Origin of the sequence: Ferribacterium limneticum (genome assembly GCF_020510625.1) — a bacterium.
GTDB lineage: Bacteria > Pseudomonadota > Gammaproteobacteria > Burkholderiales > Rhodocyclaceae > Azonexus > Azonexus limneticus_A.
This window is the reverse complement of record NZ_CP075191.1, coordinates 326,752-351,410: the sequence shown is the minus strand read 5'-3', so window position 1 is coordinate 351,410 and position 24,659 is coordinate 326,752. Positions and strand designations below refer to the sequence as shown.

26 protein-coding genes and 3 tRNA genes are annotated in these 24,659 nt (G+C 61.1%); 10 read left to right on the top strand and 19 right to left on the bottom strand.

What is annotated here, in order from left to right; all coding sequences use genetic code 11:
- Positions 1 to 52: 52 nt before the first annotated feature.
- The 6 genes from KI617_RS01610 to ilvD all read right to left on the bottom strand — a co-directional run bounded on the left by KI617_RS01610 (position 53) and on the right by ilvD (position 3,386).
- Positions 53 to 127 (bottom strand) — tRNA-Thr (locus KI617_RS01610).
- 30 nt (positions 128 to 157) lie between these two features.
- A tRNA-Gly gene (locus KI617_RS01605) sits at positions 158 to 231 on the bottom strand.
- Between the two features lie 39 nt (positions 232 to 270).
- Positions 271 to 355, bottom strand: a tRNA-Tyr gene (locus tag KI617_RS01600).
- Positions 356 to 453: 98 nt separating this feature from the next.
- On the bottom strand, positions 454 to 759 hold the full coding sequence (locus tag KI617_RS01595) for a c-type cytochrome (protein WP_226450040.1): 306 nt from the start codon (positions 757 to 759) through the stop codon (positions 454 to 456).
- Positions 760 to 912: 153 nt separating this feature from the next.
- Positions 913 to 1,533 (bottom strand): homoserine/homoserine lactone efflux protein, encoded by a 621-nt coding sequence (gene rhtB / locus KI617_RS01590; protein WP_226450038.1) that lies wholly within the window; start codon positions 1,531 to 1,533, stop codon positions 913 to 915.
- Positions 1,530 to 3,386 (bottom strand): dihydroxy-acid dehydratase, encoded by a 1,857-nt coding sequence (gene ilvD, locus KI617_RS01585; RefSeq protein ID WP_226450036.1) that lies wholly within the window; start codon positions 3,384 to 3,386, stop codon positions 1,530 to 1,532. The genes rhtB and ilvD overlap by 4 nt, the downstream gene beginning before the upstream one ends.
- Positions 3,387 to 3,474: 88 nt before the next feature.
- Between ilvD and lgt the strand changes: the two genes are divergently transcribed.
- Genes lgt through KI617_RS01570 form a run of 3 tightly spaced genes read left to right on the top strand, consistent with a single transcriptional unit; the run spans position 3,475 to position 5,547 of the window.
- Positions 3,475 to 4,266, top strand: a complete 792-nt coding sequence (gene lgt / locus KI617_RS01580) for a prolipoprotein diacylglyceryl transferase (protein ID WP_226450034.1) — start codon at positions 3,475 to 3,477, stop codon at positions 4,264 to 4,266.
- Between the two features lie 40 nt (positions 4,267 to 4,306).
- Positions 4,307 to 4,783, top strand: a complete 477-nt coding sequence (locus KI617_RS01575; RefSeq protein WP_117607629.1) for a VOC family protein — start codon at positions 4,307 to 4,309, stop codon at positions 4,781 to 4,783.
- Positions 4,784 to 4,791: 8 nt separating this feature from the next.
- Positions 4,792 to 5,547, top strand: coding sequence for a hypothetical protein (locus tag KI617_RS01570; protein ID WP_226450032.1), 756 nt, complete (start codon positions 4,792 to 4,794; stop codon positions 5,545 to 5,547).
- On the opposite strand, the gene KI617_RS01565 is transcribed toward KI617_RS01570, so the two are convergent.
- The 6 genes from KI617_RS01565 to htpX form a co-directional block, all read right to left on the bottom strand.
- Complete coding sequence (locus KI617_RS01565; protein WP_226450030.1) at positions 5,544 to 6,464, bottom strand: GAF domain-containing protein; 921 nt, start codon at positions 6,462 to 6,464, stop codon at positions 5,544 to 5,546. The two genes, KI617_RS01570 and KI617_RS01565, sit on opposite strands and share 4 nt — an antisense overlap.
- 119 nt (positions 6,465 to 6,583) lie before the next feature.
- Positions 6,584 to 6,922, bottom strand: coding sequence for a P-II family nitrogen regulator (locus KI617_RS01560; RefSeq protein WP_226450028.1), 339 nt, complete (start codon positions 6,920 to 6,922; stop codon positions 6,584 to 6,586).
- Complete coding sequence (locus KI617_RS01555) at positions 6,919 to 10,029, bottom strand: efflux RND transporter permease subunit (RefSeq protein ID WP_226450026.1); 3,111 nt, start codon at positions 10,027 to 10,029, stop codon at positions 6,919 to 6,921. Before KI617_RS01555 ends, KI617_RS01560 begins: the two co-directional genes overlap by 4 nt.
- Positions 10,026 to 11,165, bottom strand: a complete 1,140-nt coding sequence (locus KI617_RS01550; RefSeq protein ID WP_226450024.1) for an efflux RND transporter periplasmic adaptor subunit — start codon at positions 11,163 to 11,165, stop codon at positions 10,026 to 10,028. Before KI617_RS01550 ends, KI617_RS01555 begins: the two co-directional genes overlap by 4 nt.
- Positions 11,162 to 12,379 (bottom strand): TolC family protein, encoded by a 1,218-nt coding sequence (locus tag KI617_RS01545; RefSeq protein WP_226450022.1) that lies wholly within the window; start codon positions 12,377 to 12,379, stop codon positions 11,162 to 11,164. Before KI617_RS01545 ends, KI617_RS01550 begins: the two co-directional genes overlap by 4 nt.
- A gap of 62 nt (positions 12,380 to 12,441) precedes the next feature.
- A complete protein-coding gene (gene htpX, locus KI617_RS01540) occupies positions 12,442 to 13,320 on the bottom strand; it encodes a protease HtpX (RefSeq protein ID WP_226450020.1) in 879 nt (292 codons plus the stop codon).
- 94 nt (positions 13,321 to 13,414) lie between these two features.
- Between htpX and KI617_RS01535 the strand changes: the two genes are divergently transcribed.
- The 6 genes from KI617_RS01535 to lipA all read left to right on the top strand — a co-directional run bounded on the left by KI617_RS01535 (position 13,415) and on the right by lipA (position 18,322).
- On the top strand, positions 13,415 to 14,332 hold the full coding sequence (locus KI617_RS01535) for a LysR family transcriptional regulator (protein ID WP_319004133.1): 918 nt from the start codon (positions 13,415 to 13,417) through the stop codon (positions 14,330 to 14,332).
- 35 nt (positions 14,333 to 14,367) lie between these two features.
- Positions 14,368 to 15,507, top strand: a complete 1,140-nt coding sequence (locus KI617_RS01530) for a D-alanyl-D-alanine carboxypeptidase family protein (protein WP_226450019.1) — start codon at positions 14,368 to 14,370, stop codon at positions 15,505 to 15,507.
- Between the two features lie 4 nt (positions 15,508 to 15,511).
- Positions 15,512 to 16,399: a D-amino acid aminotransferase gene (locus KI617_RS01525; protein WP_226450017.1), complete on the top strand. Its 888-nt coding sequence runs from the start codon at positions 15,512 to 15,514 to the stop codon at positions 16,397 to 16,399.
- A gap of 1 nt (position 16,400) precedes the next feature.
- A complete protein-coding gene (locus KI617_RS01520) occupies positions 16,401 to 16,670 on the top strand; it encodes a YbeD family protein (RefSeq protein ID WP_011286058.1) in 270 nt (89 codons plus the stop codon).
- Positions 16,671 to 16,767: 97 nt separating this feature from the next.
- Entirely contained in the window at positions 16,768 to 17,385 is a 618-nt protein-coding gene (lipB, locus tag KI617_RS01515; RefSeq protein WP_226450015.1) for a lipoyl(octanoyl) transferase LipB, read from the top strand.
- Positions 17,378 to 18,322: a lipoyl synthase gene (lipA, locus tag KI617_RS01510; RefSeq protein WP_226450013.1), complete on the top strand. Its 945-nt coding sequence runs from the start codon at positions 17,378 to 17,380 to the stop codon at positions 18,320 to 18,322. Before lipB ends, lipA begins: the two co-directional genes overlap by 8 nt.
- Before the next feature lie 78 nt (positions 18,323 to 18,400).
- On the opposite strand, the gene KI617_RS01505 is transcribed toward lipA, so the two are convergent.
- The 7 genes from KI617_RS01505 to KI617_RS01475 all read right to left on the bottom strand — a co-directional run bounded on the left by KI617_RS01505 (position 18,401) and on the right by KI617_RS01475 (position 23,597).
- A complete protein-coding gene (locus KI617_RS01505) occupies positions 18,401 to 18,952 on the bottom strand; it encodes a YMGG-like glycine zipper-containing protein (RefSeq protein ID WP_226450011.1) in 552 nt (183 codons plus the stop codon).
- A gap of 1 nt (position 18,953) precedes the next feature.
- The gene (locus KI617_RS01500; protein ID WP_226452040.1) at positions 18,954 to 19,331 is read right to left on the bottom strand and encodes a hypothetical protein; all 378 of its coding nucleotides are present in this window, start codon (positions 19,329 to 19,331) and stop codon (positions 18,954 to 18,956) included.
- A gap of 93 nt (positions 19,332 to 19,424) precedes the next feature.
- Positions 19,425 to 19,748, bottom strand: coding sequence for a hypothetical protein (locus KI617_RS01495; protein ID WP_226450009.1), 324 nt, complete (start codon positions 19,746 to 19,748; stop codon positions 19,425 to 19,427).
- Positions 19,749 to 19,757: 9 nt separating this feature from the next.
- Positions 19,758 to 21,053: an acetyl-CoA hydrolase/transferase family protein gene (locus KI617_RS01490; RefSeq protein WP_226450008.1), complete on the bottom strand. Its 1,296-nt coding sequence runs from the start codon at positions 21,051 to 21,053 to the stop codon at positions 19,758 to 19,760.
- A 105-nt stretch (positions 21,054 to 21,158) separates the two neighbouring features.
- Positions 21,159 to 22,301, bottom strand: a complete 1,143-nt coding sequence (locus tag KI617_RS01485; RefSeq protein ID WP_226450007.1) for a THUMP domain-containing class I SAM-dependent RNA methyltransferase — start codon at positions 22,299 to 22,301, stop codon at positions 21,159 to 21,161.
- A gap of 1 nt (position 22,302) precedes the next feature.
- Positions 22,303 to 22,719, bottom strand: a complete 417-nt coding sequence (locus KI617_RS01480) for a CopD family protein (RefSeq protein ID WP_226450006.1) — start codon at positions 22,717 to 22,719, stop codon at positions 22,303 to 22,305.
- Positions 22,707 to 23,597 (bottom strand): SDR family oxidoreductase, encoded by an 891-nt coding sequence (locus tag KI617_RS01475; protein ID WP_226450005.1) that lies wholly within the window; start codon positions 23,595 to 23,597, stop codon positions 22,707 to 22,709. The genes KI617_RS01480 and KI617_RS01475 overlap by 13 nt, the downstream gene beginning before the upstream one ends.
- Before the next feature lie 33 nt (positions 23,598 to 23,630).
- On the opposite strand from KI617_RS01475, the gene KI617_RS01470 reads away from it, so the two are divergent.
- Positions 23,631 to 24,644: a CDP-6-deoxy-delta-3,4-glucoseen reductase gene (locus tag KI617_RS01470; RefSeq protein WP_226450004.1), complete on the top strand. Its 1,014-nt coding sequence runs from the start codon at positions 23,631 to 23,633 to the stop codon at positions 24,642 to 24,644.
- Positions 24,645 to 24,659 lie beyond the last annotated feature (15 nt).

Below are 24,659 nucleotides of genomic sequence, written 5' to 3'. Positions count from 1 at the left end.
CAGTTCCTCAATAATCAAATAAAGTAAAAAATCCAGAATCCAAGCTAATCGGTGGTGCCCATGGGCAGGATCGAACTGCCGACCTCTCCCTTACCAAGGGAGTGCTCTACCACTGAGCCACATGGGCCTACCTTAAAACTCCAGCCGTACTGCATCTTGGAGCGGGTGAAGGGAATCGAACCCTCGTCTTAAGCTTGGAAGGCTTCAGCTCTACCATTGAGCTACACCCGCTTATTACGCCCGCATCACAGGCTGCTACAGCATTCAATCTGGTGGAGGGGGAAGGATTCGAACCTTCGAAGGCAGAGCCGACAGATTTACAGTCTGTTCCCGTTGACCGCTTGGGTACCCCTCCGGAAGAACCCGAGATTATCCGGACGCGACATAGACCTGTCAACACCTAAAAACAGAAAAGCCGGCATATAGCCGGCTTTTGCGCTTTCGAAGCTTGAATTACTTCTGGGCGAGAACCCAGGCAACCAGCTTCTTGGCTTCGTCTTCGGTAACGTTGTTGGGGGGCATCGGAATCTGACCCCAGGTGCCTTTACCGCCAGCCTTGACCTTGGTAGCCAGCATGGCCGGTGCCTTGGCATCGCCCTTGTACTTGGCGGCTACTTCCTTGTAAGCCGGACCAACCAGCTTCTTGTCCACGGCATGGCAGGACATGCAGTTCTTGGCCTTGGCCAGCGCTTCGTCGGCCTGGACTTGACCAGCCATCACAACACCAGCAGCCATCATGGCAACATAAACAGCTTTCATTCTCTTGCTCCGTTCTTCGAGTTGGAAGGTAAATCAGTTGAGGATGATAAAACCCTTTTCTGTCCCTTGCAAACAAGGAGAACGGCAAGTCTGGTCTTTCGCATCCGCACACTACTTAACGCGCAAAATGAAAGCTCAGTTGACAGCAAAAGCTTATGAAGGCCGCGATGAGATAGCCAACAGCGCCCCAGCCGATACGAAAAGCCCCCCGAAAGCACGATTCTGCAGGCGAATGGCTAGCGGATCATGCAACCAGTGACCCAGACGCGATGCAGCAAGGGCGTAGCCTGACATCACCAAAAGATCTGTCAGACAGAGCGTCACGGCAATCAGCAGATACTGTGGAATCTGCGGCATCGCCGGATTGACGAACTGGGGCACCAGCGCCCCGATGAATATGATTGCCTTCGGGTTGGTCAGATTGACCAGCACACCCTGCAGGAAAAGCCCCTTGCGGCGGACCGGAGGAACATTCGCATCAACTGGAACGATTGGCGCCCGCCACTTCTGGATGCCAAGCCAGACCAGATAGGCCGCCCCGAGAAACTTGACCAGCGTGAATCCCACCTCCGAAGCCGCCAGCAAGGCGCCAAGACCCAAGGCAACGATTAGCAGATGCAGAAGAATCGCTGCCTGCAGCCCCAGGATTGCGGTCAATGCCGCCCAGTAACCATGCCGCATGCCGGTGCTCATGCTGATCACCGCACCCGGCCCGGGCGTGACAGCGATCAGTAGCGATGCCGCCAGAAACCCGAGCCAGACAGTCAGTGTCACTTGCGGCGCTGAATCTGCTTAACGTCCCGCACGGCTCCCTTGTCGGCCGAGGTAGCCATCAGGGCATAGGCTTGCAGAGCGGCGGAAACCTTGCGCTCGCGACTGACCGGTTGCCAGGCGGCTTCGCCCTTGGCTTCCATCGCAGCGCGACGCTGGGCCAGCTCGCCATCGGTGATGGCCAAATGGATGCGACGAGCCGGGATGTCGATTTCGATGGTGTCACCCTCTTCCACCAGACCGATGGCGCCGCCGTCGGCCGCTTCGGGCGAGGCATGGCCAATGGAAAGCCCGGAGGTGCCGCCGGAGAAGCGGCCATCGGTGAGCAGCGCACAGGCCTTGCCGAGACCCATCGACTTCAGATAGGACGTCGGGTAGAGCATTTCCTGCATGCCGGGACCACCCTTCGGGCCTTCATAGCGAATGACGACAACGTCACCAGCGACGATTTTTTCGCCCAGGATGGCTTCGACCGCCGTGTCCTGACTTTCGAAGACGCGGGCACGGCCGCTGAATTTCCAGATCGACTCGTCGACACCGGCCGTTTTGACGATGCAGCCATCCAGCGCAATGTTGCCGTAGAGCACGGCCAGGCCGCCTTCCTGCGAGAAGGCATTGGCCTTGTTGCGGATACAGCCGTGGGTCCGATCAAGATCCAGTTCGTTGAAGCGACGATCCTGCGAGAAGGCGACCTGGGTCGGCACGCCACCGGGCGCGGCCTTGAAAAACTCGTGCACCTTGACGTCGTGCTCGCGTACCACATCCCAACGATCAATCGCTTCGCCGAGGTTTTTCGCATAGACGTTCGGCACGTCACGATTGATCAGGCCAGCCCGGTCGAGTTCGCCGAGGATGCCCATGATGCCGCCGGCACGATGGACGTCTTCGATGTGATATTTGTCGGTCATCGGGGCGACTTTGCACAGACAGGGTACCGAACGTGAAATACGGTCGATATCGGCCATGGTGAAATCGACGCCCGCCTCCTGTGCCGTGGCCAGGATATGGAGCACGGTGTTGGTCGAACCACCCATCGCAACATCGAGGGTCATGGCATTTTCGAAGGCGGCCTTGGTGGCGATCGAGCGTGGCAGCACCGAGGTGTCGTCCTGCTCGTAGTAGCGCTTGCACAGCTCGACGATCTGACGGCCGGCACGCAGAAAGAGCTGCTTGCGATCGGCGTGAGTGGCGACCACGGTACCGTTGCCGGGCAGGCTGAGGCCGAAGGCTTCAGTCAGGCAGTTCATCGAGTTGGCGGTAAACATGCCGGAACAGGAACCACAGGTCGGGCAGGCTGAACGTTCGATTTCGTCGAGGTCGGCTTGTGAGACGGTGTGGTCGGCGGCCTTGACCATGGCATCGACCAGATCGAGATGGATCACCTGATCCTGCAGCTTGACTTTGCCGGCTTCCATCGGGCCGCCTGAAACGAAGATGACCGGGATGTTGAGGCGCATGGCGGCCATCAGCATACCCGGGGTGATCTTGTCGCAGTTGGAGATGCAGACCATGGCGTCGGCACAGTGGGCGTTGACCATGTATTCGACCGAGTCGGCGATCAGGTCGCGGCTGGGCAGCGAGTACAGCATGCCGCTGTGGCCCATGGCGATGCCGTCGTCGATGGCGATGGTGTTGAATTCCTTGGCAACGCCGCCGGCTGCCTCGATCTCGCGCGCCACCAGCTGACCCATGTCCTTGAGGTGAACGTGGCCGGGCACGAACTGGGTAAAGCTGTTGACCACGGCGATGATCGGCTTGCCGAAGTCGCCATCCTTCATGCCTGTGGCGCGCCACAGGGAGCGGGCACCGGCCATGTTGCGGCCGTGGGTGGAGGTGCGGGAACGGTATTGCGGCATGACTCTCTCTCCGTCTGAATCTGGCGCCGATGTCTTGTCATGGCGCGCGAACTATAATCGGCTAATTCTAGCCCACTCTGCGCCTTCGATGCTTCTTCACCCACAGTTCGATCCCGTCGCTTTCTCTGTCGGCCCGCTCTCGGTGCGCTGGTACGGTTTGATGTATCTGGTCGCCTTCGTTCAGTTTATTTTGCTCGGGCGTTACCGGATCAAAACCCGGCCAGGCTTGCTGAGCATCGAACAACTGGATGACCTGCTTTTTTACGGCATGCTCGGTGTGATCATTGGCGGACGACTTGGGCAGGTTCTGTTCTACGAACCGACGTATTTCCTGGCCAATCCACTGGAAATATTCGCCGTCTGGAAAGGCGGCATGAGCTTCCATGGCGGCTTCATTGGCGTACTGCTGGCAATCGGCCTGTGGGGCCGAAAACTCAGCCTGAACTGGTTCGATGTGACGGATTTCATTGCGCCGCTGGTGCCACTCGGTCTGGCGGCCGGACGAGTCGGGAATTTCATCAACGGCGAGCTCTGGGGCCGGGTCGCCGAAGCCAGCCTGCCGTGGGCAATGATCTTTCCACAATCCGGCGACATGGCGCCGCGCCACCCTTCCCAGCTCTATCACGTCGGGCTGGAAGGTTTGTCGCTGTTCATCATCCTCTGGCTATTCACTGCCAAGCCGCGCCCCCGCGCTGCCGCCTCGGGCGTGTTCCTGATCGGTTACGGCGCCTTCCGTTTCATTACCGAGTTTTTCCGGGAGCCGGATCACGGCATTTTCGGGCAGTCCTACACGATCAGCATGGGCCAGTGGCTGTCGTTGCCGATGATCCTGGCCGGGGTGGCGCTGGTGGTATTTGCCTACCGGAAGAAGCCTCTATAATTATGGATTACGTTATCTAACCCAAGACAGGAATCCAGTCATGACACGTCCGTTCAAGGTTCTCGGCATCCAGCAAATCGCCATCGGCGGCCCCTCCAAGGAAAAATTGCGCACGCTGTGGGTCGAGAAATTCGGCCTGGAAATCACCAGCACCTTCGTTTCCGAACGCGAGAACGTCGACGAAGACATCTGTGCCATGGGCAGCGGCCCGTTCAAGGTGGAAGTCGACCTGATGCAGCCGCTGGATCCGGAAAAGAAGCCGGCTGTACATACGACGCCGCTCAACCACGTCGGCCTGTGGATCGATGATTTGCCGAAGGCCGTCGAATGGCTGTCGGCCAATGGCGTGCGTTTCGCGCCTGGCGGCATTCGCAAGGGCGCCGCTGGCTTTGACATCACCTTCCTGCACCCGAAGGGCAATGAAGAATTCCCGATCGGCGGCGAAGGCGTGTTGATCGAACTGGTTCAGGCGCCGCCGGAAGTCGTTTCGGCCTTCGCCAAGCTGGCGGCTCAATAAGCATTCTCATGGCGGACATCCCCGAGGAAGAGCTCGAGGAAACCCGGGCGGCGCTCGCTCCGACACTGGAAGCGACTGCCGCCATCCTGCCCTGGGTGAGCAAGCCCCGCCAGTTACGCTTCGCTGCGGAACTGAATGAGCGCTGGGTCGCTGCCGGAAAGCGCCTGACGGCTGCGTGGTCAGACCGTCACGGTGCTGGCGCTGAAGAGATCCGGCCTGCCATCTTCAGCCTCTACGCCATCGCCATTGAAACGGCCGATAGCGACTGCCTCCGATTGGGGGAGGCGCTGGCCAGCGCTGCCGACCGCCTGGAAAATGCGAGCCCGTCGCCGCGCCTGATCGCCGCCATCACCGGCGCCATCGAATGCCTGACCGAAGCGGACGGCCTGGAGCACGACGCTTTTGCCGACCGCGCCCATCATTTCTCGATGCGCCTGGAATCAACGGCATCGGCACCCGACAACGCCGAACGCTCGGCCGTACTGGACCGCCTGTTTGTCGATGAGTCTCGCGAGCAGATCGAGTTGATGCACGATGCGCTGGCCGCACTGCCGCCTGACGCCTATGCGCTGACCACAGAAGCCATGAAACTGGCCCAGCAGGCTGAACAACTGGAACTCTGGGGCATCATGCATCTGGCCCGGCAATTGACCGAGCTCGTGGGCCAGAATGCCGCCGAACTGGACTCACCCGAGTGCCGGGAAAAAATCGAGACGCTTCTGCACACCCTGGCCACGGCAATTGCTGCCGTAGATGCTGCCTAGACTGGCCGAAAAATACTCAAGGCGAGCCGCCGGCCATCGCTCAGGTCGGCGACCTCGGCGGTAATCTCGACCGGCACCGTCCGCCCATCGCTATGTTGAATCTGGCTCGCCAAAGCCCAGGGCTGGCGGCCATCAAGCATCTGGCGAAACTCCCCGAGCATCGTTCTCTGGAGCTCGAGCGGATGCAGGCTGCCTTGATGCCGACCAAGCAATTCATGGCGCGCCCGACCAAGCAAAGCCTCGGCCTGGCGATTGACATCAAGGATCTCGCCGCTATCGCCATCGGCCAGGAAAAGCGCGTCCCTGGATGCATCGAAAACTGCCCGCAGGCGCTCACTGGCCACTTGCGCCTCGCGTTTCGCCTCTTCTGCCTCGTATTCGACCAGCGCCAGGGTCACCAGATTGGCCACGGCCTGAGCAAAAAGCTGGTGCGCCGAGGCCCACGGCTGGCGTGATGCAACCTGTTCGAGACACAGTACACCTTGCAATTCACCTCGAATGTGAATCGGGGTATCGAGCATCGCCGTCACCTGGTAGCGCGGCAAATAGTCGGTGGCAAATTCGGCCGTCAACGGATGCATCAAGGCATCGTCGACCACAATGGTCGTACCGGCCCGCAGGGCGCGAAAATAGGCGGGATAGCGCCCGGCATCGATACTCGTCCCCTTGCTATGCTGACCGGAGGCACGTTCGTAGAGGTCAAGGCAACTGAGTTCGTGATGATCGTCAGTCAGCGCCCAGATGCTGACGCGCTCGACCCCGGACATTTGGGCGGCCGATTCGGTCAGGATGCTGAGCATCATCTCGAACGAGGCTTCCTTGAAATAGACCCCGCGCGACAGGCTGGCGATGCCTTCCTGCAGCTCTGCTGGCGACATCAGGGCGGCGCCAATGCCGGGGATATGCAGATTTTCCATGTAATTCCGAACGACCTTGGCCCTTCAGGGCATTTGAACAAGTCGAATTCTAGGAAAACCTGCCAAATCCTACCGTGAAATCCTCCACATCTGACTAAAGTAATAGATCATTCTCGGAATTACTCCGGCCCGGGTGTCGTCTTGAAAATGAAAGCGACCTTCTCGACGTCGGTGATCCAGACCAATCCGTCACCGTAATGCCCGGTCTGCGCCACTTCAGTAATGCGCATGAAGACGGCCTCGGCCACTTCGTCGGGCGCGACGATTTCGACGCGCACCTTGGAAGTGTAGTCGGTCAGCTCATCCTTGATTTTGGTCCGCGCCGGCACATGGCGTGAGGGGGCGCTGCAGCCCTCAACCTTGGTCACCGTCATTCCGGGAAAGCCCGGCAAGGCCACCAGCGCATCGCGCAACACCGCCAGTTTATTGGGGCGAATGACCGCCTTGATCTCTTTCATGCTTCAACCTCGTCTTCGTCAAACCAGCGGTAAATCGTGGGTAAAACCAGCAGCGTCAGCAGGGTGCAGGTAATCAGGCCGCCAATGACCACAATGGCCAACGGACGCTGCACCTCGGAGCCCGGCCCACTGGAGAACAGGAAGGGAATCAGGCCGAGCATGGCCACCGTCGCGGTCATCATCACCGGCCGGAAACGCAGCGTGGCGCCTTCGACCACCGCATCGCGCACACTGCGCCCCTGGTCGCGCAGACCGCGGATGTAGGACACCAGAACGACGCCGTTGAGCACGGCGATGCCCCACAGCGCAATGAAGCCCACCGAGGCTGGCACGGACAGATATTCGCCGCTGACGAACAGGCCGATGATGCCGCCGATGGAGGCAAATGGCAGCACGGTAATGATCAGCGTGGCGAAGCGCAGCGAATTGAAGAGCAGGAAGAGCAGGAAGAAAATCGCCGCGATGGTGATCGGGATGATGATCTTCAGGTGACCGAGCGCCCGCTCCATGTTCTGGAACTGACCGCCCCACTCCAGGTAATAGCCGTCCGGCAACTTGATCTGACCGTCCACCTTCTGCTGCAACTCGGCGACGAAACTGCCGAGGTCGCGATCCTTGACGTTCACGCCGACGACGATGCGTCGCTTGCCCAACTCGCGCGAAATCTGTGCCGGGCCGTCCATGACACTGATTTTGGCCACATCGGCCAGTCGTGCCCGCGCACCATTGGGCGAAGTAATCAGGATGTTGGAAATTGCCTCGACGTTATTGCGGAAACGCTCGGGCAAGCGAACCACGCCCGGGAAGCGGCGTTCGCCCTCGAAAATCTCGGTCGCCACCTTGCCACCGACGGCCGTTTCCAGCAGATCATTGACATCCGAAACGTTAATCCCGAGGCGGGCAATGGCCTGACGATCCACTTCGATCGACAAGTACTGCTGGCCGCTGATCCGCTCGATGCGCAAATCCTGCGCGCCCTGCAAGGCCTGGGCGACCTTGCCGATTTGCCCGGCAATCTTCTTCAACTGATCGAGATCGTCGCCAAAAACCTTGACCGCGATGTCGGAGCGCACGCCGGTGACCATTTCATCGACGCGGTCGGAAATCGGCTGGGCCATGACCACCTGCACGCCCGGCAAGACCTTCAGCTTCTCGCGCATGGCATCCTGAATATCCTCCTGCGTCCAGCCGGATGGCCACTCGCTGCGCGGCTTCAGGCTGACGATCGGCGTCGATTCATTCGGCCCCTGCGGGTCGGCCGGCGATTCGCCGCGACCAACGCCGGACACCGCCGACTTGACGCCCGGCACCTGCATGACCAGACGCATGGCCTCCATTTCCATCTTGATCGACTCGTCGAGCGAGATGTTGGGCACCCGGTTGATACCCGGCACGACCGAGCCTTCCTTCATTTCCGGAATAAAGGCAGTGCCAAGGAAAGGCAGCGTGCCGATGGTCAGGATGAAGGCGCCAACGGCCAGGATCACCGTCTTGCGCTCATTGCCCAGCGCCCAGTGCAGCATCTTGAGGTAGCGGCGCTTCATGGCGGCGATCAGCTTGGTGTCGTGATCACCATCGTGGGCCGGCGGCTTGAGCAGGTAGGTCGACATCACCGGCGTCAGCGTCATCGACAGAATCAGCGAAATGGCCAGCGCGATGGCGATGGTGTAGGCCAGCGGGGCGAACATCTTGCCCTCCATGCCCTGCAAGGTCATCAGCGGCAGGAAGACGAGAATGATGATGCCAACGCCGAAGATGACCGGCGTCGCGACTTCGACCACGGCGCGCAGGATCACCCGCAACTGGCTCTCTCCGCTCTTGGCATGGCGCCCGAGTTGCAGGTAGGCGTTTTCGACGACGACCACCGAGCCGTCGACCATCAGGCCGATGGCGATCGCCAAACCGCCGAGCGACATCAGGTTGGCCGAAATGCCCAGCTTGTTCATCGCCATGAAAGTCAGCAGCGGCGTCAGTACCAGCGTACCGACCACGATCAACGAGGAACGCACGTCACCAAGGAACAGGAAGAGCACGACGACAACCAGCGCGACGCCCTCAAGCAGCACCTTGGTCACCGTCCACAGCGCCGCATCGACCAGTTCCGAACGGTCGTAATACGGCGCGATCTTCAGGCCGTCGGGCAGCATGCCCTTGCGGTTGATCTCCTCGACCCGCGCCTTGACCCGGCTGACCACTTCCTTGGCGTTGCCGCCGGCGATCATCATGACCACGCCGCCGACCGCCTCGGTCGTCCCGTTCTTGATCACGGCGCCTTGGCGAACCTCATGGCCGATCTGCACCTCGGCCACATCGCGCACATAGACCGGCACGCCGTCCTTTTCCTTGAGCACGATGGCGCGCAAATCCTCCAGGTCGCGGATCAGGCCGACGCCGCGAATCAGGTATTGCTCGGCGTATTGCGGCAGGACGCCGCCGCCGGCGTTGGCGTTGTTGCGGCCAACCGCCTGATAGACGTCAGCCACACTGAGCCCGAAATGGCGCAGCTTGTCGGGATTGACCAGCACCTGATACTGCTTGGCAAATCCACCCTGCGAATTGATTTCGGCAACCCCCGGAATCGAGCGCAGCAAGGGGCGCACCACCCAGTCTTGGGCGACGCGACGCTTCATCAACTCTTCTTCACTCAGCGTCCGGTCGCCATCATCAGGCCGTTCCAGCGTGTATTGATAAACCTCGCCGAGACCGGTCGACACCGGCCCAAGAATCGGCGTAATGCCGACAGGCAGACGCGAACCGACTTCGAGCAGGCGCTCCATGACCAGTTGGCGGGCGAAATAGACGTTGGTCTTGTCGTTGAAAACCAGCGTGATCAGCGACAGGCCGGGCTTGTTCAGCGAGCGCATTTCTTCCAGCCCGGGCAGGCCGGTCATCGCGACCTCCAGCGGCACGGTGGCAAAGCGTTCGACCTCTTCCGGCGAACGGCCAGTGGCCTCGGTCGCGATTTGAACCTGGACGTTGGTTACGTCGGGAAAGGCATCGACCGACAGTTTGCGCGCTGCATCCAGCCCGAAGAAAAAGAGAACCGTCGCGATGACCGCGACGACCAGGCGCTGCTTGAGCGCACCACGGACGAGAGATTCGATCACGACCCCTCCATTTCCTTGCGATTACGCTCATTGTTCAGGTGAAAAGCGCCGTCGACGACCAGCTTCTCCCCGCCCTTGAGCCCTGAAAACAGCACCCGAACGCCACCCTGCTCCGGCCCGAGCTTGACCTTGAGCAAACGAAAAACCCCATCGCCCTCGGCCACAAATACGTGATCCTCATCATTTTCACGGACGACGGCGCTGGCCGGCACGACCAGGCGTTCCACCGGCTTGGCCTCGATCAGCATGGAGGCCAGCATCGCCGGCTTGAGACGTCCCTCGCGATTATCCAGCTCAGTGCGCACGAGCACCGTGCGCGTTTCCGGATCAATCGTCTGCCCAACAAAAATCAGTTTGCCGGCGAGTTTCTCATTGCCCAGTGCTGGAACTTCGATACTGACGGTCTGCCCGGTCTTGACCTGGCTGACCTGCTGCTCCGGCACCTCGGCCACGGCCCACAGGCGCGATAGATCGGCAACGACGAACAGAGCGTCCGCTGGCTGCACCACCTGTCCCTGGGCCAGCTTGCGTTCGACCACCACGCCATCCATTGTTGCCGTCACCGGGGTCACGGAATCCACCGCCCCCTGCTTGCCGAGACGATCAATGGCGGCCCGGCTGACGCCGAGCAACTGAAGCTGGTCGGCAGCAGCGCGGGATTCGGCCACGGAAATCTGGAACTCGCTTTCCCGCCGTTGCAACTCGGCAGCACCGATCACATCGGCATCGAACAAGGCCTTGGCCCGCTCGGCGTTGCGGCGGTTCAGTTCAAGCTGAGCCCGGGCTTTCAGATAGGCCAGCTGCTGGCTGGACAATTCGCTGCTGTTCAGGCGGGCCAGGACTTCACCCTTTTTGACGCTTTGCCCGAGCAGGGCATCAATCTCGGTGACGCGACCGGTCACCGTGGCGCCGATGCGCGCCAGCCGCTGCTCGTCGAAATCGATCCGCCCCGCCACACGCAGGGTTTCAGCCACCGCCCTCCTTTCGAGATCAGCCAGTTTCAGCTGCGCCAGCAATTCCGGAGACGGCTGAACGATGGTCGGGTCCTGCGCCTGCCGAGCGGCGGCCGGGTTGTTATCCTTGTTGCAGCCCAGTAAAAGTGCTGCGGACAAAGCCAGAATCAGGGCTTTTTTCATTTTCTTGTTTCTCCGGGAATCGCCCGCAATCTTTCAATTTCTACCCACGCCGCTGCCAGTTCATAGCGCGCCGCAATCAATTCGGCACGAGCCGCACGGAAAACCCGTTGCGCATCGAGCACTTCGAGAAAGCCGCGTTCGCCAAAGCGATAAGCTGCCTCGGAAACCTTCAGCGCCGCCTCGGCCTGCCGGACGATGCCGCCCTCCAGCGCCGTCACCTGCGACTGGGCAATTTCATATTGCTGGACCGCGACATCGAGTTGCTGGGCCAGCGAAAACTCCTGCGCCGCGAGTTCGTGGCGCGCCCGAGACAATTGGGCCGCCGCTTCGCCGACCGGGCCGCTACGCCGGTCCCACAAGGGTATCGAGACAACCACGCCAACTTTCGAGGCCCGTGTTTCCGGATCCTCATCCATGCTGGCTTTCAACGCGACGCTAGGCCAGCGCTGACGTTTTTCAAGATCAAGCTGGTGCTGCGCACGCACCATTTCGGCGCGTACCCGCGCCAAATCCGGGCTCGTTTCGCTCAGCTGCTTGCGCAGCCCATCCAGCGGCGGCACTTCCGGCACGTCACGCAGGCGCCCCTGCAAGCCGAAGTCAGCCGGCAAGGCGGCGCCGACAGCCTGGCGCAGCAGAAAACGCGCCTGCTCAACCCGGAATCCCGCAGCCTGAGCGGTTTTCTGGGCGTTGAGGGCTTCGGCATCGGCCTTGATCAACTCGAAGCGCGGTGCTTCGCCGGTTTCGACCCGCAGGGCGATACGTGAGCGCACACTCTCCATCAAGCTCATGTCTTCACGGGCATTCTTCAGCTCGGCATCGCGGCGCAAAACTTCGAAATAGCGCAGACGAAGACGGGCCAGCGAATCAGCCTCGAAGGCACGCACGGCCGCACTGGTCGCCGCCAGCCCCGCCTCGGCCGCGCCAATCCGGGAGGAACGGCGCCACGGCATGTCCAGAGGCTGAGTCAGCGCAACGCTTCGTGCATCGCCAAGATTGCCGCCCACCCCGCGGGAACGTACGGTGCCGCCAAGATATTCCAGTTCCGGGTTGGGAAAGGCGCCCGCACTTTCAACGGCATAGCGGGCCGCCGTAATCTGCTCACGGGCTGCCAGCACGGAACGACTGGACTCCATGGCCAGCGCCTCGAGCTTCGGCAAATCATATTCGGGCTGCGCGACGACCAGCATCGCGCTCATGCCCAGCAGGAGAATCAACAGTTTTTTGCGTTGCATCATAAACATCGAATTAGCAAACCGCGTGCCACGAATGGCTGCGATCAACGACCTCCCAAGGCGGCAATGCGTTCTTCGAGCGGCGGATGGGTGGAAAACAGCGCCATGAAGCCGCCCTTGCCACCGGCAATGCCCGAGGCCGCCATGTTCTGCGGCAAGGGTTCGGTGTGCAGGTTGCCCAGGCGGCGCAGCGCGTTCTGCATCGGCACCGGCGAACCCATCAGGCCAGCCGCACCGGCATCGGCGCGGAATTCACGCTGACGCGAGAACCAGGCGACGATGATGCTAGCGAGCAGGCCGAAGACCACTTCGCAGATCATGCTGGTCACCATGTAGCCGATGCCCGGGCCGCTGTTTTCGCTGTCGCCACGGCGCAGGAAGCCATCAACCACGTAGCCGACGATGCGCGACAGGAAAACGACGAAGGTATTCACCACGCCCTGGATCAGGGTCAGCGTCACCATGTCGCCGTTGGCAATGTGGGCGACTTCGTGGGCCAGCACAGCTTCGGCTTCGTCACGCGTCATGCTCTGCAGCAGGCCGGTCGAGACGGCAACCAGCGACTTGTTCTTGGTCGCGCCGGTCGCGAAGGCATTCGGCTCACCGTCATAGATGGCCACTTCCGGCATCGGCAGGTTGGCACGCTTGGCCAGCTTGGCCACGGTATCGACCAGCCACATTTCGGTGGAGGTACTTGGCGACTCGATGACCCGGGCGCCCGTGCTCCACTTGGCCATGGTCTTGGACATCAGCAGCGAAATGAAAGCGCCGCCGAAACCGATTACTGCGGCAAAGACGAATAGCATGCCGATATTCAAGCCATTGGCTGTCAGGAATTTATTAACGCCCAGCAGGCTGGTCGCCACGCTGAGAACCAGCATGACCGCCAGGTTGGTGGCGAGAAACAGGATGATGCGTTTCATGTCGAACTCCTCAAAAGAGAAACGGGCCGATGGTATTGCATTGCACAAATTACAAAAACAGGAGCAAAATTGATTATCCCTTCGATTTTTCCTGATGAACTTTATGACCCCACTCAACTACAAGCACCTCCATTACTTCTGGGTCGTCGCCCAGGAAGGTAGCATCACCCGGGCGGCAGAACGGCTCGGCGTTGCCGTTCAGACGATCAGTGGTCAGCTTTCCCTGCTTGAACGCCACCTGGGCAAGGCCCTGTTCAACAGTCAGGGACGCGGCCTGGTATTGAGCGAGGTAGGACGCGTGGCGCTTGGCTACGCTGACCAGATCTTCCAGCTCGGCGACGCGCTGGTTGATGCCGTCGAGCATAGCAATAGCGAGTCCACACTTCGCCTGCGTGCTGGCATTTCCGACGGCATTCCCAAGCTGCTCGCCTACCGACTGTTGTCTACGGTCACCGACATGCCGGCCGATGTTCGTTTGATTTGCGACGAAGGCGAATTCGAAACATTGTTGGCCGAACTCGCCCTGCACCGTCTCGATGTCGTGCTGACCGACCGTGCCGCGCCGGTTGGTGGCAACCTGAAGGTATTCAGCACCCGGCTGGGTGAATTTGCCACCGGGCTGTTCGCCGCGCCAGCCCTGGTCGAGCGTTACGCACATGGTTTTCCCAACAGCCTCGACGGTGCGCCGATGCTGCTGCCGACTCGCCACAATGCCCTGCGCGGCCGGATTGATCGCTGGCTGGAGCACAGCAATATTCGCCCGAAGATCGTCGGCGAATTCGAAGACAGCGCCTTGCTCAACACCTTCGGCCGCGGCGGCCTGGGGATTTTCCCCGCGCCGCTCGGCCTGGCCGAACAGATTGCCTCACAGCTCGATGCCCAGCCGCTGGGCGCCATGGCCGGCGTCAGCGAACAGATTTATGCCATCTCCAGCGAACGACGGATCCGCCACCCGGCTGTCGAGGCGCTCTGCGCCGCAGCGCCGCAGGCCGGCGCGGAGCCGAGGGTATAATGCTTGCCCCCAACATAAAACAAAGTCAAAAATCCATGTCGCTGTTCCGCAAGACCGCTTTCATCCTACTGAGTATTGTCACCGCCGGCCAGGTGCTGGCCCAGCAACTCCCGGTTCCGCCCGCACTGGCCGCCAAATCGTGGCTGCTGCTGGAAGTCGGCTCGAACCAGGTTCTGACCGCCGAAAAGTCCGATGAGCGCCTCGAACCGGCCTCGCTGACCAAGCTGATGACCGCCTACCTGACTTTCTCGGCCATGCGCCAGAAGACCATTGGCCTGAGCCAGCCCCTGCCCGTCTCGGAAAAGGCCTGGCGCACCGGCGGCTCGAAGATGTTCATCCGGGTCGACACGCAAGTGCCGGTGGAAGACCTGATCAAGGGCATGATCGTCCAGTCCGGCAACGACGCCTGCGTCACGTTGGCGGAAGGCATTGCTGGCAGCGAAGAAAATTTCGCCCAGATGATGAACCGTGAAGCCCAGCGCCTGGGCATGACGAACAGCCATTTCATGAACTCGACCGGCCTGCCCGATCCGCAGCACTACACCACCGCCCGCGACCTTTCCCTGCTCGCTTCGGCACTGATCCGCGACTTCCCCGAGGATTACAAGAAGTACTACTCGATGAAGGAGTTCCGCTACAACAACATTACCCAGCCGAACCGCAATCGCCTGCTCTTCATCGACCCGACGGTTGATGGCGTCAAGACCGGCCATACCGAAGCGGCCGGCTATTGCCTGATTTCCTCGGCCCTGCGCGACAAGCGCCGGCTGCTGTCAGTGGTTCTCGGCACGGCCTCGGACAGCGCCCGCGCCTCCGAATCACAGAAGCTGCTGAACTGGGGTTACATCTCCTATGACGCCGTGGCGCTCTTCGCCAAGGATCAGGTAGTTGCCACGCTGCGCGCCTGGAAGGGCGCCCAGAGCGAGGCGAAAGTCGGCTTTACCAGCGACCTGTCTGTGGTCGTTCCGAAGGGCTACGCCAACAAGGTGAAGAGTGATTTCGTCGCCGAGCCGCGTCTGATCGCTCCGATCGAAGCGGGCCAGAAGGTCGGCACGCTGAAAGTCAGCATCGACGGCAAGCCGTACAACGAATATCCGGTCGTCGCTCTTGAAAATATCGCTCTCGGCAATATCTTCATTCGACTCATCGATACCATCCGACTCTGGTTCAACTAAACCCATGACCCCCTACGTCGCCGATCCCGTCTACCTCAATGGCCGTTTCCTGCCGCTGGCAGAAGCGGGCATCTCCCCGCTCGACCGGGGTTTTCTCTACGGCGACGGCGTCTATGAACTGATCCCGGTCTATTCCCGTCGTGCTTTCCGCATCGACGAACACGTCAAGCGCCTGCAAGCGACGCTGGACGGCATCAAGCTGGCCAATCCGCTGACCGCTGACGGCTGGAAAGAAGTGATTGGCAAGCTGATCGAAACCGCCCCCTGGGACGACCAGTCGATCTACCTGCAAGTCACCCGCGGCGCCGATGACAAGCGCGACCATGCGTTTCCGCCGGCCTCGGTGCCATCGACGGCCTTTGCCTTCGCTTCGCCGCTGGTCACCACGCCCGCAGAAGTCCGCGCCAAGGGGGTTGCCGCGATCACCGTGCCCGACCTGCGCTGGTCGCGCTGCGACCTCAAGGTCATCTCGCTGCTCGCCAACGTCCTGGCCCGCCAGCAAGCCGTCGAGCAGGGTTGTGCCGAGGCGCTGTTGATTCGCGACGGCTTGATGAAGGAAGGCGCAGCCTCGAACATCTTCATCGTCAAGGATGGTGTTTTGCTCGCCCCGCCCAAGACGCACTTGATGCTGCCAGGCATCACCTACGACGTGATCCTCGAACTGGCCGCGACCCACCAGCAGGCTTTGGAAGTCCGTGAAATCAGCGAAACTGAACTTCGCAGCGCCGACGAGGTCTGGATGACCTCATCGACCAAGGAAATCCTGGCGATCACGACACTGGATGGCGAGCCTGTCGGAAACGGGCCCAATGCAGGCCAGCCCGGCCCGTTTGGCGAGCAGATGTGGCAGTGGTATCAGGACTTCAAGAACACCGTAATGCGCAAAGGCTGAAATGGCTTCATACAAGGACACCCTCCTCGAATTTCCCTGTGAATTCCCCCTGAAGATCATGGGCAAGGCGGATGACAGCCTGGCTCAGGTCGTCCTGGATATCGTCACCGTTCACGCCCCGGATTTCGACGGCGCCAGCATGGAAATGCGGGCCAGCTCTGGCGGCAACTACCTGAGCCTGACCTGTACCGTTATCGCCCGCTCCAAACCCCAACTCGATGCGCTATACACCGACCTGAGCGGCCACCCGATGATCAAAGTGGTGCTGTGAGGTACCAAGCAGGCGCCCCGCTTTGCGGGGATGCGAGTAAGCCGAACAGCACCTGCTGCCGACAAATGCCACGTGCCGAAGCTTCGGAGGCAGCGCTGTGACCCCTGTCGTCAAACGCCTGGGCCAGGTCGACTACGCGCCGACCTTCCAGGCCATGCAGGACTTCACGGCCAGCCGCACAGCCGAAACGCCTGACGAGATCTGGATCGTCGAGCATCCGCCGGTCTACACCCTGGGCCAGGCCGGCAAGCCGGAGCACATCCTCAAGGATGTCGGCATCCCCATCGTCAAGATCGACCGCGGCGGGCAGGTCACCTACCATGGCCCGGGCCAGGTCGTGATCTACCTTCTGCTCGACCTGTCGCGCCTGAAGATCAAGGTGCGCGAATTGGTCACGGCGATCGAACAGGCCGTCATCGACCTGCTGGCCGAATATGGGGTGACCGCCGAACGTCGCGACGGCGCCCCTGGCGTCTATGTCGGCGAGGCCAAGATTGCGGCCCTCGGTCTGCGCATCCGCAACGGTTGCAGCTACCATGGCGTCTCGCTCAATGTCGATATGGATCTTTCCCCCTTTGCGGCGATCAATCCCTGCGGCTATGCTGGCCTGAAGGTCATCCAGACCAAAGACTTCAATATCCCGCTCACCGCTCACGAGGCCGGCGAGCAACTCTCGCAACACTTGCTACAGCAACTGGACAAACAACATGGCTGAAAAAGGCGTCAAGCAAAAAGGCGAACTGAAAACCGCACGCATCCCCATCAAGATCGTGCCGGTCGACACCCCGCTGCGCAAACCCGAGTGGATACGCGTCAAGGCCGGCAACAGCGCCGGGCGCTTCGGCGAAATCAAGACCATGCTGCGCGAGAAGAAGCTGCACACCGTCTGCGAAGAAGCCGCCTGCCCCAACATAGGCGAATGCTTCGGCCGCGGCACGGCGACCTTCATGATCCTCGGCGACATCTGCACGCGCCGCTGCCCGTTCTGCGACGTCGGCCACGGACAGCCGCTGCCGCCCAACCCGAACGAGCCGCGCGAACTGGCCGAATCGGTTGCCACCCTCAAGCTGCGTTACGTCGTGATCACCAGCGTCGATCGTGACGACCTTCGTGACGGCGGCGCTCAGCACTTCGTCGACGTGATCAGCAACGTCCGCGAACTGTCGCCGACCACCACCGTCGAAACCCTGGTTCCCGACTTCCGCGGCCGCATGGACGTGGCGCTCGACGTTCTCGGCGGCGCCCTGCCCGACGTCCTCAACCACAACATGGAAACCGTGCCCCGCCTCTACAAGCAGGCTCGCCCCGGCGCCGATTACGCCCATTCGCTGGAATTCCTCAAGCAGTTCAAGGCACGCTACCCGGACGTCAAGACCAAGTCCGGCCTGATGGTCGGCCTCGGCGAAACCGATGAGGAAATCCTCGAGGTCATGCGCGACCTGCGCGCCCATGATGTCGAGATGCTGACCATCGGCCAATACCTCGCCCCGTCAGGCCATCACCTGCCGGTCAGCCGCTACGTGCATCCCGACACCTTCAAGATGTTTGAAGAAGAAGCGAAGAAAATGGGCTTCTCCGGTGCCGCCTGTGCCCCGATGGTGCGCTCCAGTTACTGGGCCGACCAGCAGGCCCACAGCGCCGGCATCGCCTGATCGCGGCACGATAATCCGGAGTCTGAAAAGCAAAGGGCAGCGCCATTCGGTGCTGCCCTTTTGATTCATGCCCCAAATCTAGCGGACATTGGCCGGCGCCGGTGGCGGCGCACCGGGTGGTGGCGGTGGGATGCTCGGATCCTGTGGCTGGTTTTGCACCGACGAACGAACCGGCGCCGAGTAGCTCATGTTGGCCGGCACCGGAACGCGATGCCCCTTGGCATACATGCACTGGATGTAGGCGTTGTCGTACTGGCGCTGGGTGCCGACCGTCGAGGCTCGCGCAGCATCCGTGCCTGACGCACTGCCCATCAACAGGCCCGCACCGGCACCAATCGCCGCCCCTTTGCTGTTACCGCCGATCGCCGCACCGGCCAGCGCGCCGACGGCCGTGCCGACGGCTGCGCTGGTCACCGCGGATTCCTTGGCGCTGTCGCCGGCCGTCTTGCCACCGATCTGGTACTGCGCGTACTGACGGCAGTCCATATCGTCAGCCCGGAAACGCTCGAAAGGCTGCCCCGTCCCCGGCAGCACCATGACGCTCGGTCCCGTCGGAATCACCGTACACGCGCCCAGCAGCAGGGCCATACCAGCCACGGCCAGTTTCGGCCTATGATTTTTCGCGCTCATTTCATCTCTCCGGTTGCGGCAGCACCTTCTGCCAGCCTTCTGGACATTCCTTGACGTAGGGGTAGTAGCCCTTGCTGCTCTTGCAGTAATACCAGTATTGCTGAGCCTGCACAGGCTGTGCGGCCGGCTCGGCCTGCTCGATGTAAACCGGAGGCGGGGCCGGGGGAACGACGATCACCTGCGGCGGATAGTAATAGGGCGGGGGATACCAGACAGGGCCCCAAGCCGGACCCCAGACCGGGCCACCAATGCCGACATTGACACCCAGACGAACGCGACCGCCATGCGCCCAAGCGCTGGAGCCTGCGCCAGCCATGATCACGGCCAGCAAAACAACAAGTAGATTTCGATATTTCATGGCGACACCCAAACGGGCCATTGACTCGCTTTAAAGATAGCGAATAAATGGCCCGTCGGGGAAAACTAAATTGCTACAGTTTGTAAGTGCCGACTGAAGAGTCGGCGTGATGCTTCAAAAACCTCGCTCGACGGCCTCTGACATCTTGCGGCGCAAGCCTTCGGGCATTTTCAGCGTTGTCCGGTCCCAGCCTTCCATAGTCAGGATCTGATCCAGGCAATCCTCCATCATGGCGTGCGCCTTGGCGGTCACGTCGGCAATGGCCTGATGAACCGCCGGATCGTTGCCGGGATCGATCTCGCAACTGAGCTGATACTGGAACAGTTCGCGTAGCCCTCGAATCTGGACAACCACCTGGGCCGGGCAGGCACACATGTAAAAGGTTGCCTCATCGATGATCCGCTCGAGTTCCTGATCCGAGAAACGCTTTTCCATCATGACACTTCCTTAAAGTAGCTTGAGCTTCTTGGCAGCCTCGCGCAATTCGCCACGGAAATTCGGGTGAGCGATGCCGATCAGCGCTTCGGTCCGCTGCTTGGCCGTCTTGCCACGCAGTTGTGCGACACCGAACTCAGTCACCACGTAATTGATGTCGTTCTTGCTGGTCGACACGTGGGTACCGGCCGACAGGGTCGGCACGATGCGTGAAATGGTGTCGTCCTTGGCCGTCGACGGCAGCACGATGAAAGCCTTGCCGCCATTCGAGCGATTGGCTGCCCGTACGAAGTCGGACTGACCGCCGGTGCCGGAGTAAGGAATTGAGCCCAGGCTTTCCGAGCCGCACTGGCCGAGGAAGTCGATCTGCATCGTGGCATTGATCGCGTGCAGGTTGTCGTTCTGGCCAGCCAGATACGGGTCGTTGGTGAAATCGACCGGATGCATTTCGAGCGCCGGGTTGCGGTGCATGAACTGGTAGAGCTTCTTCGAGCCGAGCGCGAAGGTCGCCAGCATCTTGCCCGTGTGGTAGTTCTTCTTGCGGTTGGTCACCACACCAGCTTCGACCAGCGACATGATGCCATCGCCGACCATTTCGGTATGGATACCGAGATCGTGCTTGTCGGTCAGCTGCATGACCACGGCGTCGGGAATGCCGCCGTAGCCGATCTGCAGCGTCGCGCCATCGGGAATCATGTCGGCGACATACTTGCCGATGGCTTCCTGAACCGGGCCGATCTTGGGCAGGCCGACTTCAAGAATCGGATCGTCGCTCTCGCACAATGCGGCGACCTGCGAGATATGAATGTGGCAATCACCGTTGGCGAACGGCACATTGGGATTGACTTCGAGCACCACGACGCGGGCGCGCTCGATGGCGGCCATCGTGTAGTCGGCAGCCAGCGCCAGCGAGAAGAAACCGTGCTCGTCCATCGGCGAGGCCATGCTGAACACCACGTCGGCCGGCATCAGGCCGCGGTTGATCAGCTGGGGCATTTCGGAGAAGTAAGCCGGGATGAAATCGACCCAGCCATCCTTGCCGCCCGGGCGTGTGGCACCGCTGTAGAAGTAGGCGGTGTGACGGACATTTTCAACGGTTTCGGGGTCCAGATAACCGTATTTGCGCACGGCCAGAATCTGCGAAACCTGCACGTCACGGAAGTCACGGCGCGCCTCCGACAGTGCCGTCAGCAGGCTGGGCGGTTCGCCGACTGCCGTCGGTACAACAATGGTATCCCCGTTTTTGACGACGCGAATGGCATCGGCAGCAGACATGCGTTTTTGTTGGTAGAGGGCCTGGACGGACATGCGCTATCTCCTGAAATTATTAATTACGAAACGTGAATCGTCGCATGGCGGTCAGACCAATAAGATGACCAAGATCAAAACCCCATGCTTATTGCATCGCAGCAATCAAACCTTGCGATTGCTGCCTGCCACCATACGGATTTCGAACAAGCGGCATTCGAGCGGACCGTTGAACAGCGGTGTTTTGCGGCTGGGTCGCAGGCCGACCAGCTTGGGCAAACGCATGTCAGCCGTGAAGAAGAAACAGTTCCAGCCGGCCCAGTGACGCTTCAGCGCCGTGCCGAGTTGCGGGTAAAGGGCGGCCAGTTCGTCCTGCTCGCCGATACGCTCGCCGTAGGGCGGGTTGGTCACCAGAATGCCATGGTCAGTCAGTGGCTGCGTTTCCAGCACATCGCTGTTGTCGACCATCACCGCCGCACCGAAACCGGCTTCCTGCAGATTGCGCCGGGAGGCGCGTACGGCTTTTTCGTCGTTGTCGTAACCACGAATATCCATCGGCTCGACTGGCTTGACCCGCGCCTCAGCAGCGGCCCGGATATTAGCCCAGTTCATCGCCTCGAAACTCTTCAGCAATTCGAACGCAAAGCCACGATCCAGCCCCGGCGCCCGGTCGAGCGCCATCTGCACCGCTTCGAGCAGGAAGGTGCCGCTGCCGCACATCGGGTCGATCAGTGGCGTGCCGGGCTGCCAGCCGGTCATTTTCAGGATGCCGGCCGCCAGGTTTTCCTTCAGCGGCGCATCGACGCTGGCCTTGCGGAAACCGCGCTGCCACAGCGGCTGGCCGGAGGTATCGAGGTACAGCGTGCATTCGTTTTCACTGAGGAAGACGTGGACGCTGACATCTGGATGGCGCGTCTCGATGTTCGGACGTTCGCCGAGGTCTTCGCGGAAGCGGTCGCAGATCGCATCCTTGACGCGCAGCGTGACGAAATCAAGCGACTTCAGCGGACACTTGATCGCCGTCGTCACCACACGCATTGTCCGGCTGACCGAGAAATGGTTCGGCCACAACTGGCGCACGGCCAGGCGATAGATGTCCTCTTCCTTGGCGTACGGCCCCTTGACGATGTGCCAGAGGATGCGGGTAGCCAGCCGCGATTCGAGGTTGGCGCGATAGCAGACCGACCAGTCACCGGAGAAGAAGACACCACCGTGGGTCGCCCGTAGCTCTTCACCGCCGACAGCACGCAGTTCCTCGACCAGCAGCTCTTCCAGCCCACGCGGGCAAATTGCGAAATATTTGTTCATGTCAGAAAGGCTTCAGGACGACGAGGAAGAGGACAACCAGCAGGATGATGACCGGCAGTTCGTTGTAGAAACGGAACCAGACGTGTGATTTGGCATTGTCGCCCGACTGGAAGCGTTTGAGCACCCGGCCGCAATGCCAGTGATAAGCAGCCAGCACGGCAACCAGCGTCGTCTTGGCATGCAGCCAGCCACCGGAAAAACCGTAGCCAAACCACAGCCAGAAACCCAGCACGATGGCCAGCGCGCCGAGCGGGGTCATGAACTTGTACAGCTTGCCGGCCATCAGCAACAGGCGGTCGCGCTCAGCGTGACTATCCGCTGGCACCATGGCCAGATTGACGAAAATGCGCGGCAGGTAGAACAGGCCGGCAAACCACGAAATGACCATCCAGATATGCAGTGTCTTTACGACGAGCATGCGTTTCTCCTTGCAAGCGCCTCGGCTATCCCGGCGTCGACCGTCGGGTATGCGAGGCGTAGTTTTAATTCGTTTTTCAGGCGCCGATTGCCGATGCGCCGCGATTCGCGCATGAAGGACATCTGCACCGGCGACAGCGTTTTTTCGGCCTCCAGCCGCGAGATGCGCGGCGGACGTGGCAGCGCGAACGCCTCGGCAACACGGTCGAAATACTCGGCCATCTTCAGATCGGAATCATCGACGACATTGTAAACGCGGTTGGCGTCGCCATTGCGCCACGCGGCAATGCAGGCAGCGGCTAAATCGTCGGCGTGAATGTGATTCGTATAGGGATCATCCGCCTCGCACAGCGCTGGCATGCCCTTGTTCAGGCGCTCGATCGGCAGCCGATCGGCCGCATAGATACCAGGCGCTCGCAGAATGGAGATGACTACCCCGTTCTTCGCCCCCCATGCCCGCAAGCAGCGCTCGGCATCGACCCGCCGGCCGGCACGGGCACTTTCGGGATTCAGACAGCGGGTTTCATCAATCTGCGCGCCGCCACAGTCGCCGTAAACCCCTGTCGTGCTTACGTAAATGAGTTGGCGTGGTAGACTTTTGGCCTTGCCCAAGGCGGCCAGCAGGTTGCGGGTACGCGTGTCGCGGCGGCCTTCGCCAGGCGGCGGCGCCAGATGCAGCACGACGTCGGCCAGGCCGGCGATGCGTTGCAGGCTGCCCCGGTCGTCGAGGTCGGCCAACACTGGCATTGCGCCGGCAGTACGCCACTCGGCAGCACGCGCCGCATCGCGCAGCAGTGCGTAGACGCGGACGCGGCGGGCAAGACGGGAGAGGATGCGGCGGGCAACGTCCCCGCTGCCGACAATCAGGATTTTTTGCACGGCTGCATTGTAGCCGACCAGTAAGGGGAACCGATGAGCTACCAAGTCACTGTCCAGCCGAGCGGCAAGCAATTTGCTGCCGAGGCCGACGAAACCCTGCTCGACGCCGCGCTGCGTCAGGGCCTGACCCTGCCCTATGGCTGCAAGGATGGCGCTTGCGGCGCCTGCAAGGGCAAGGTGCTCAGTGGCGCCGTCGATCACGGCAAGGCCCAGCCCCATGCCTTGAAGGATGACGAGAAAGCCGCCGGCCAAACCCTCTACTGCTGCGCCAAGGCGCAATCCGATCTGGTCATCGAATGCAAGCAGGTCAGCTCGGCCGGTGATATCCCGGTCAAGACCCTGCCCTCGCGCATCGAAAAGCTGGAAAAACTGGCGCCTGACGTCATCGAACTGCACCTCCGCCTGCCGGCCAGCGAACGACTGCAGTTCTGGGCCGGCCAGTACATCGACATCCTGCTCAAGGACGGCAAGAAGCGCAGCTACTCGCTGGCCAATGCGCCGCACGACGACGCCCTGCTGCAACTGCAGATCCGTCATGTGCCCGGCGGCCAGTTTACCGACCAGGTTTTTTCGACCATGAAGGTCCGCGACATCCTGCGTTTCAACGGTCCGCACGGTACGTTCTACCTGCGTGAAGACTCGAAGAAGCCGATGATCCTGCTGGCCGGTGGCACCGGCTTCGCGCCGATCAAGGCCATCGTCGAACACGCCATCGCCGAAAAGTGCGAGCGGCCGATCTTCATCTACTGGGGCGCCAAGGCCCGCGTCGACCTCTACCAGAACGCCCTGCCGGAACAGTGGGCAGCCGAACACGCCAACATCAAGTACATCTCGGTGTTGTCCGAACCGGCAGCCAGCGATGAATGGACAGGTCGTACCGGCTTCGTGCACCAGGCCGTGCTGGCTGACTTTCCGGACCTCTCCGGCTATCAGGCCTACGCCTGTGGCGCGCCGGTGATGACCGAGGCCGCCAAGCGTGACTTCATGGCGCAAGGCCTGCCGGAAGAAGAGTTCTTCGCCGACGCCTTCACCTTCTCCACAAACTGATATTCAGGCGCGCCA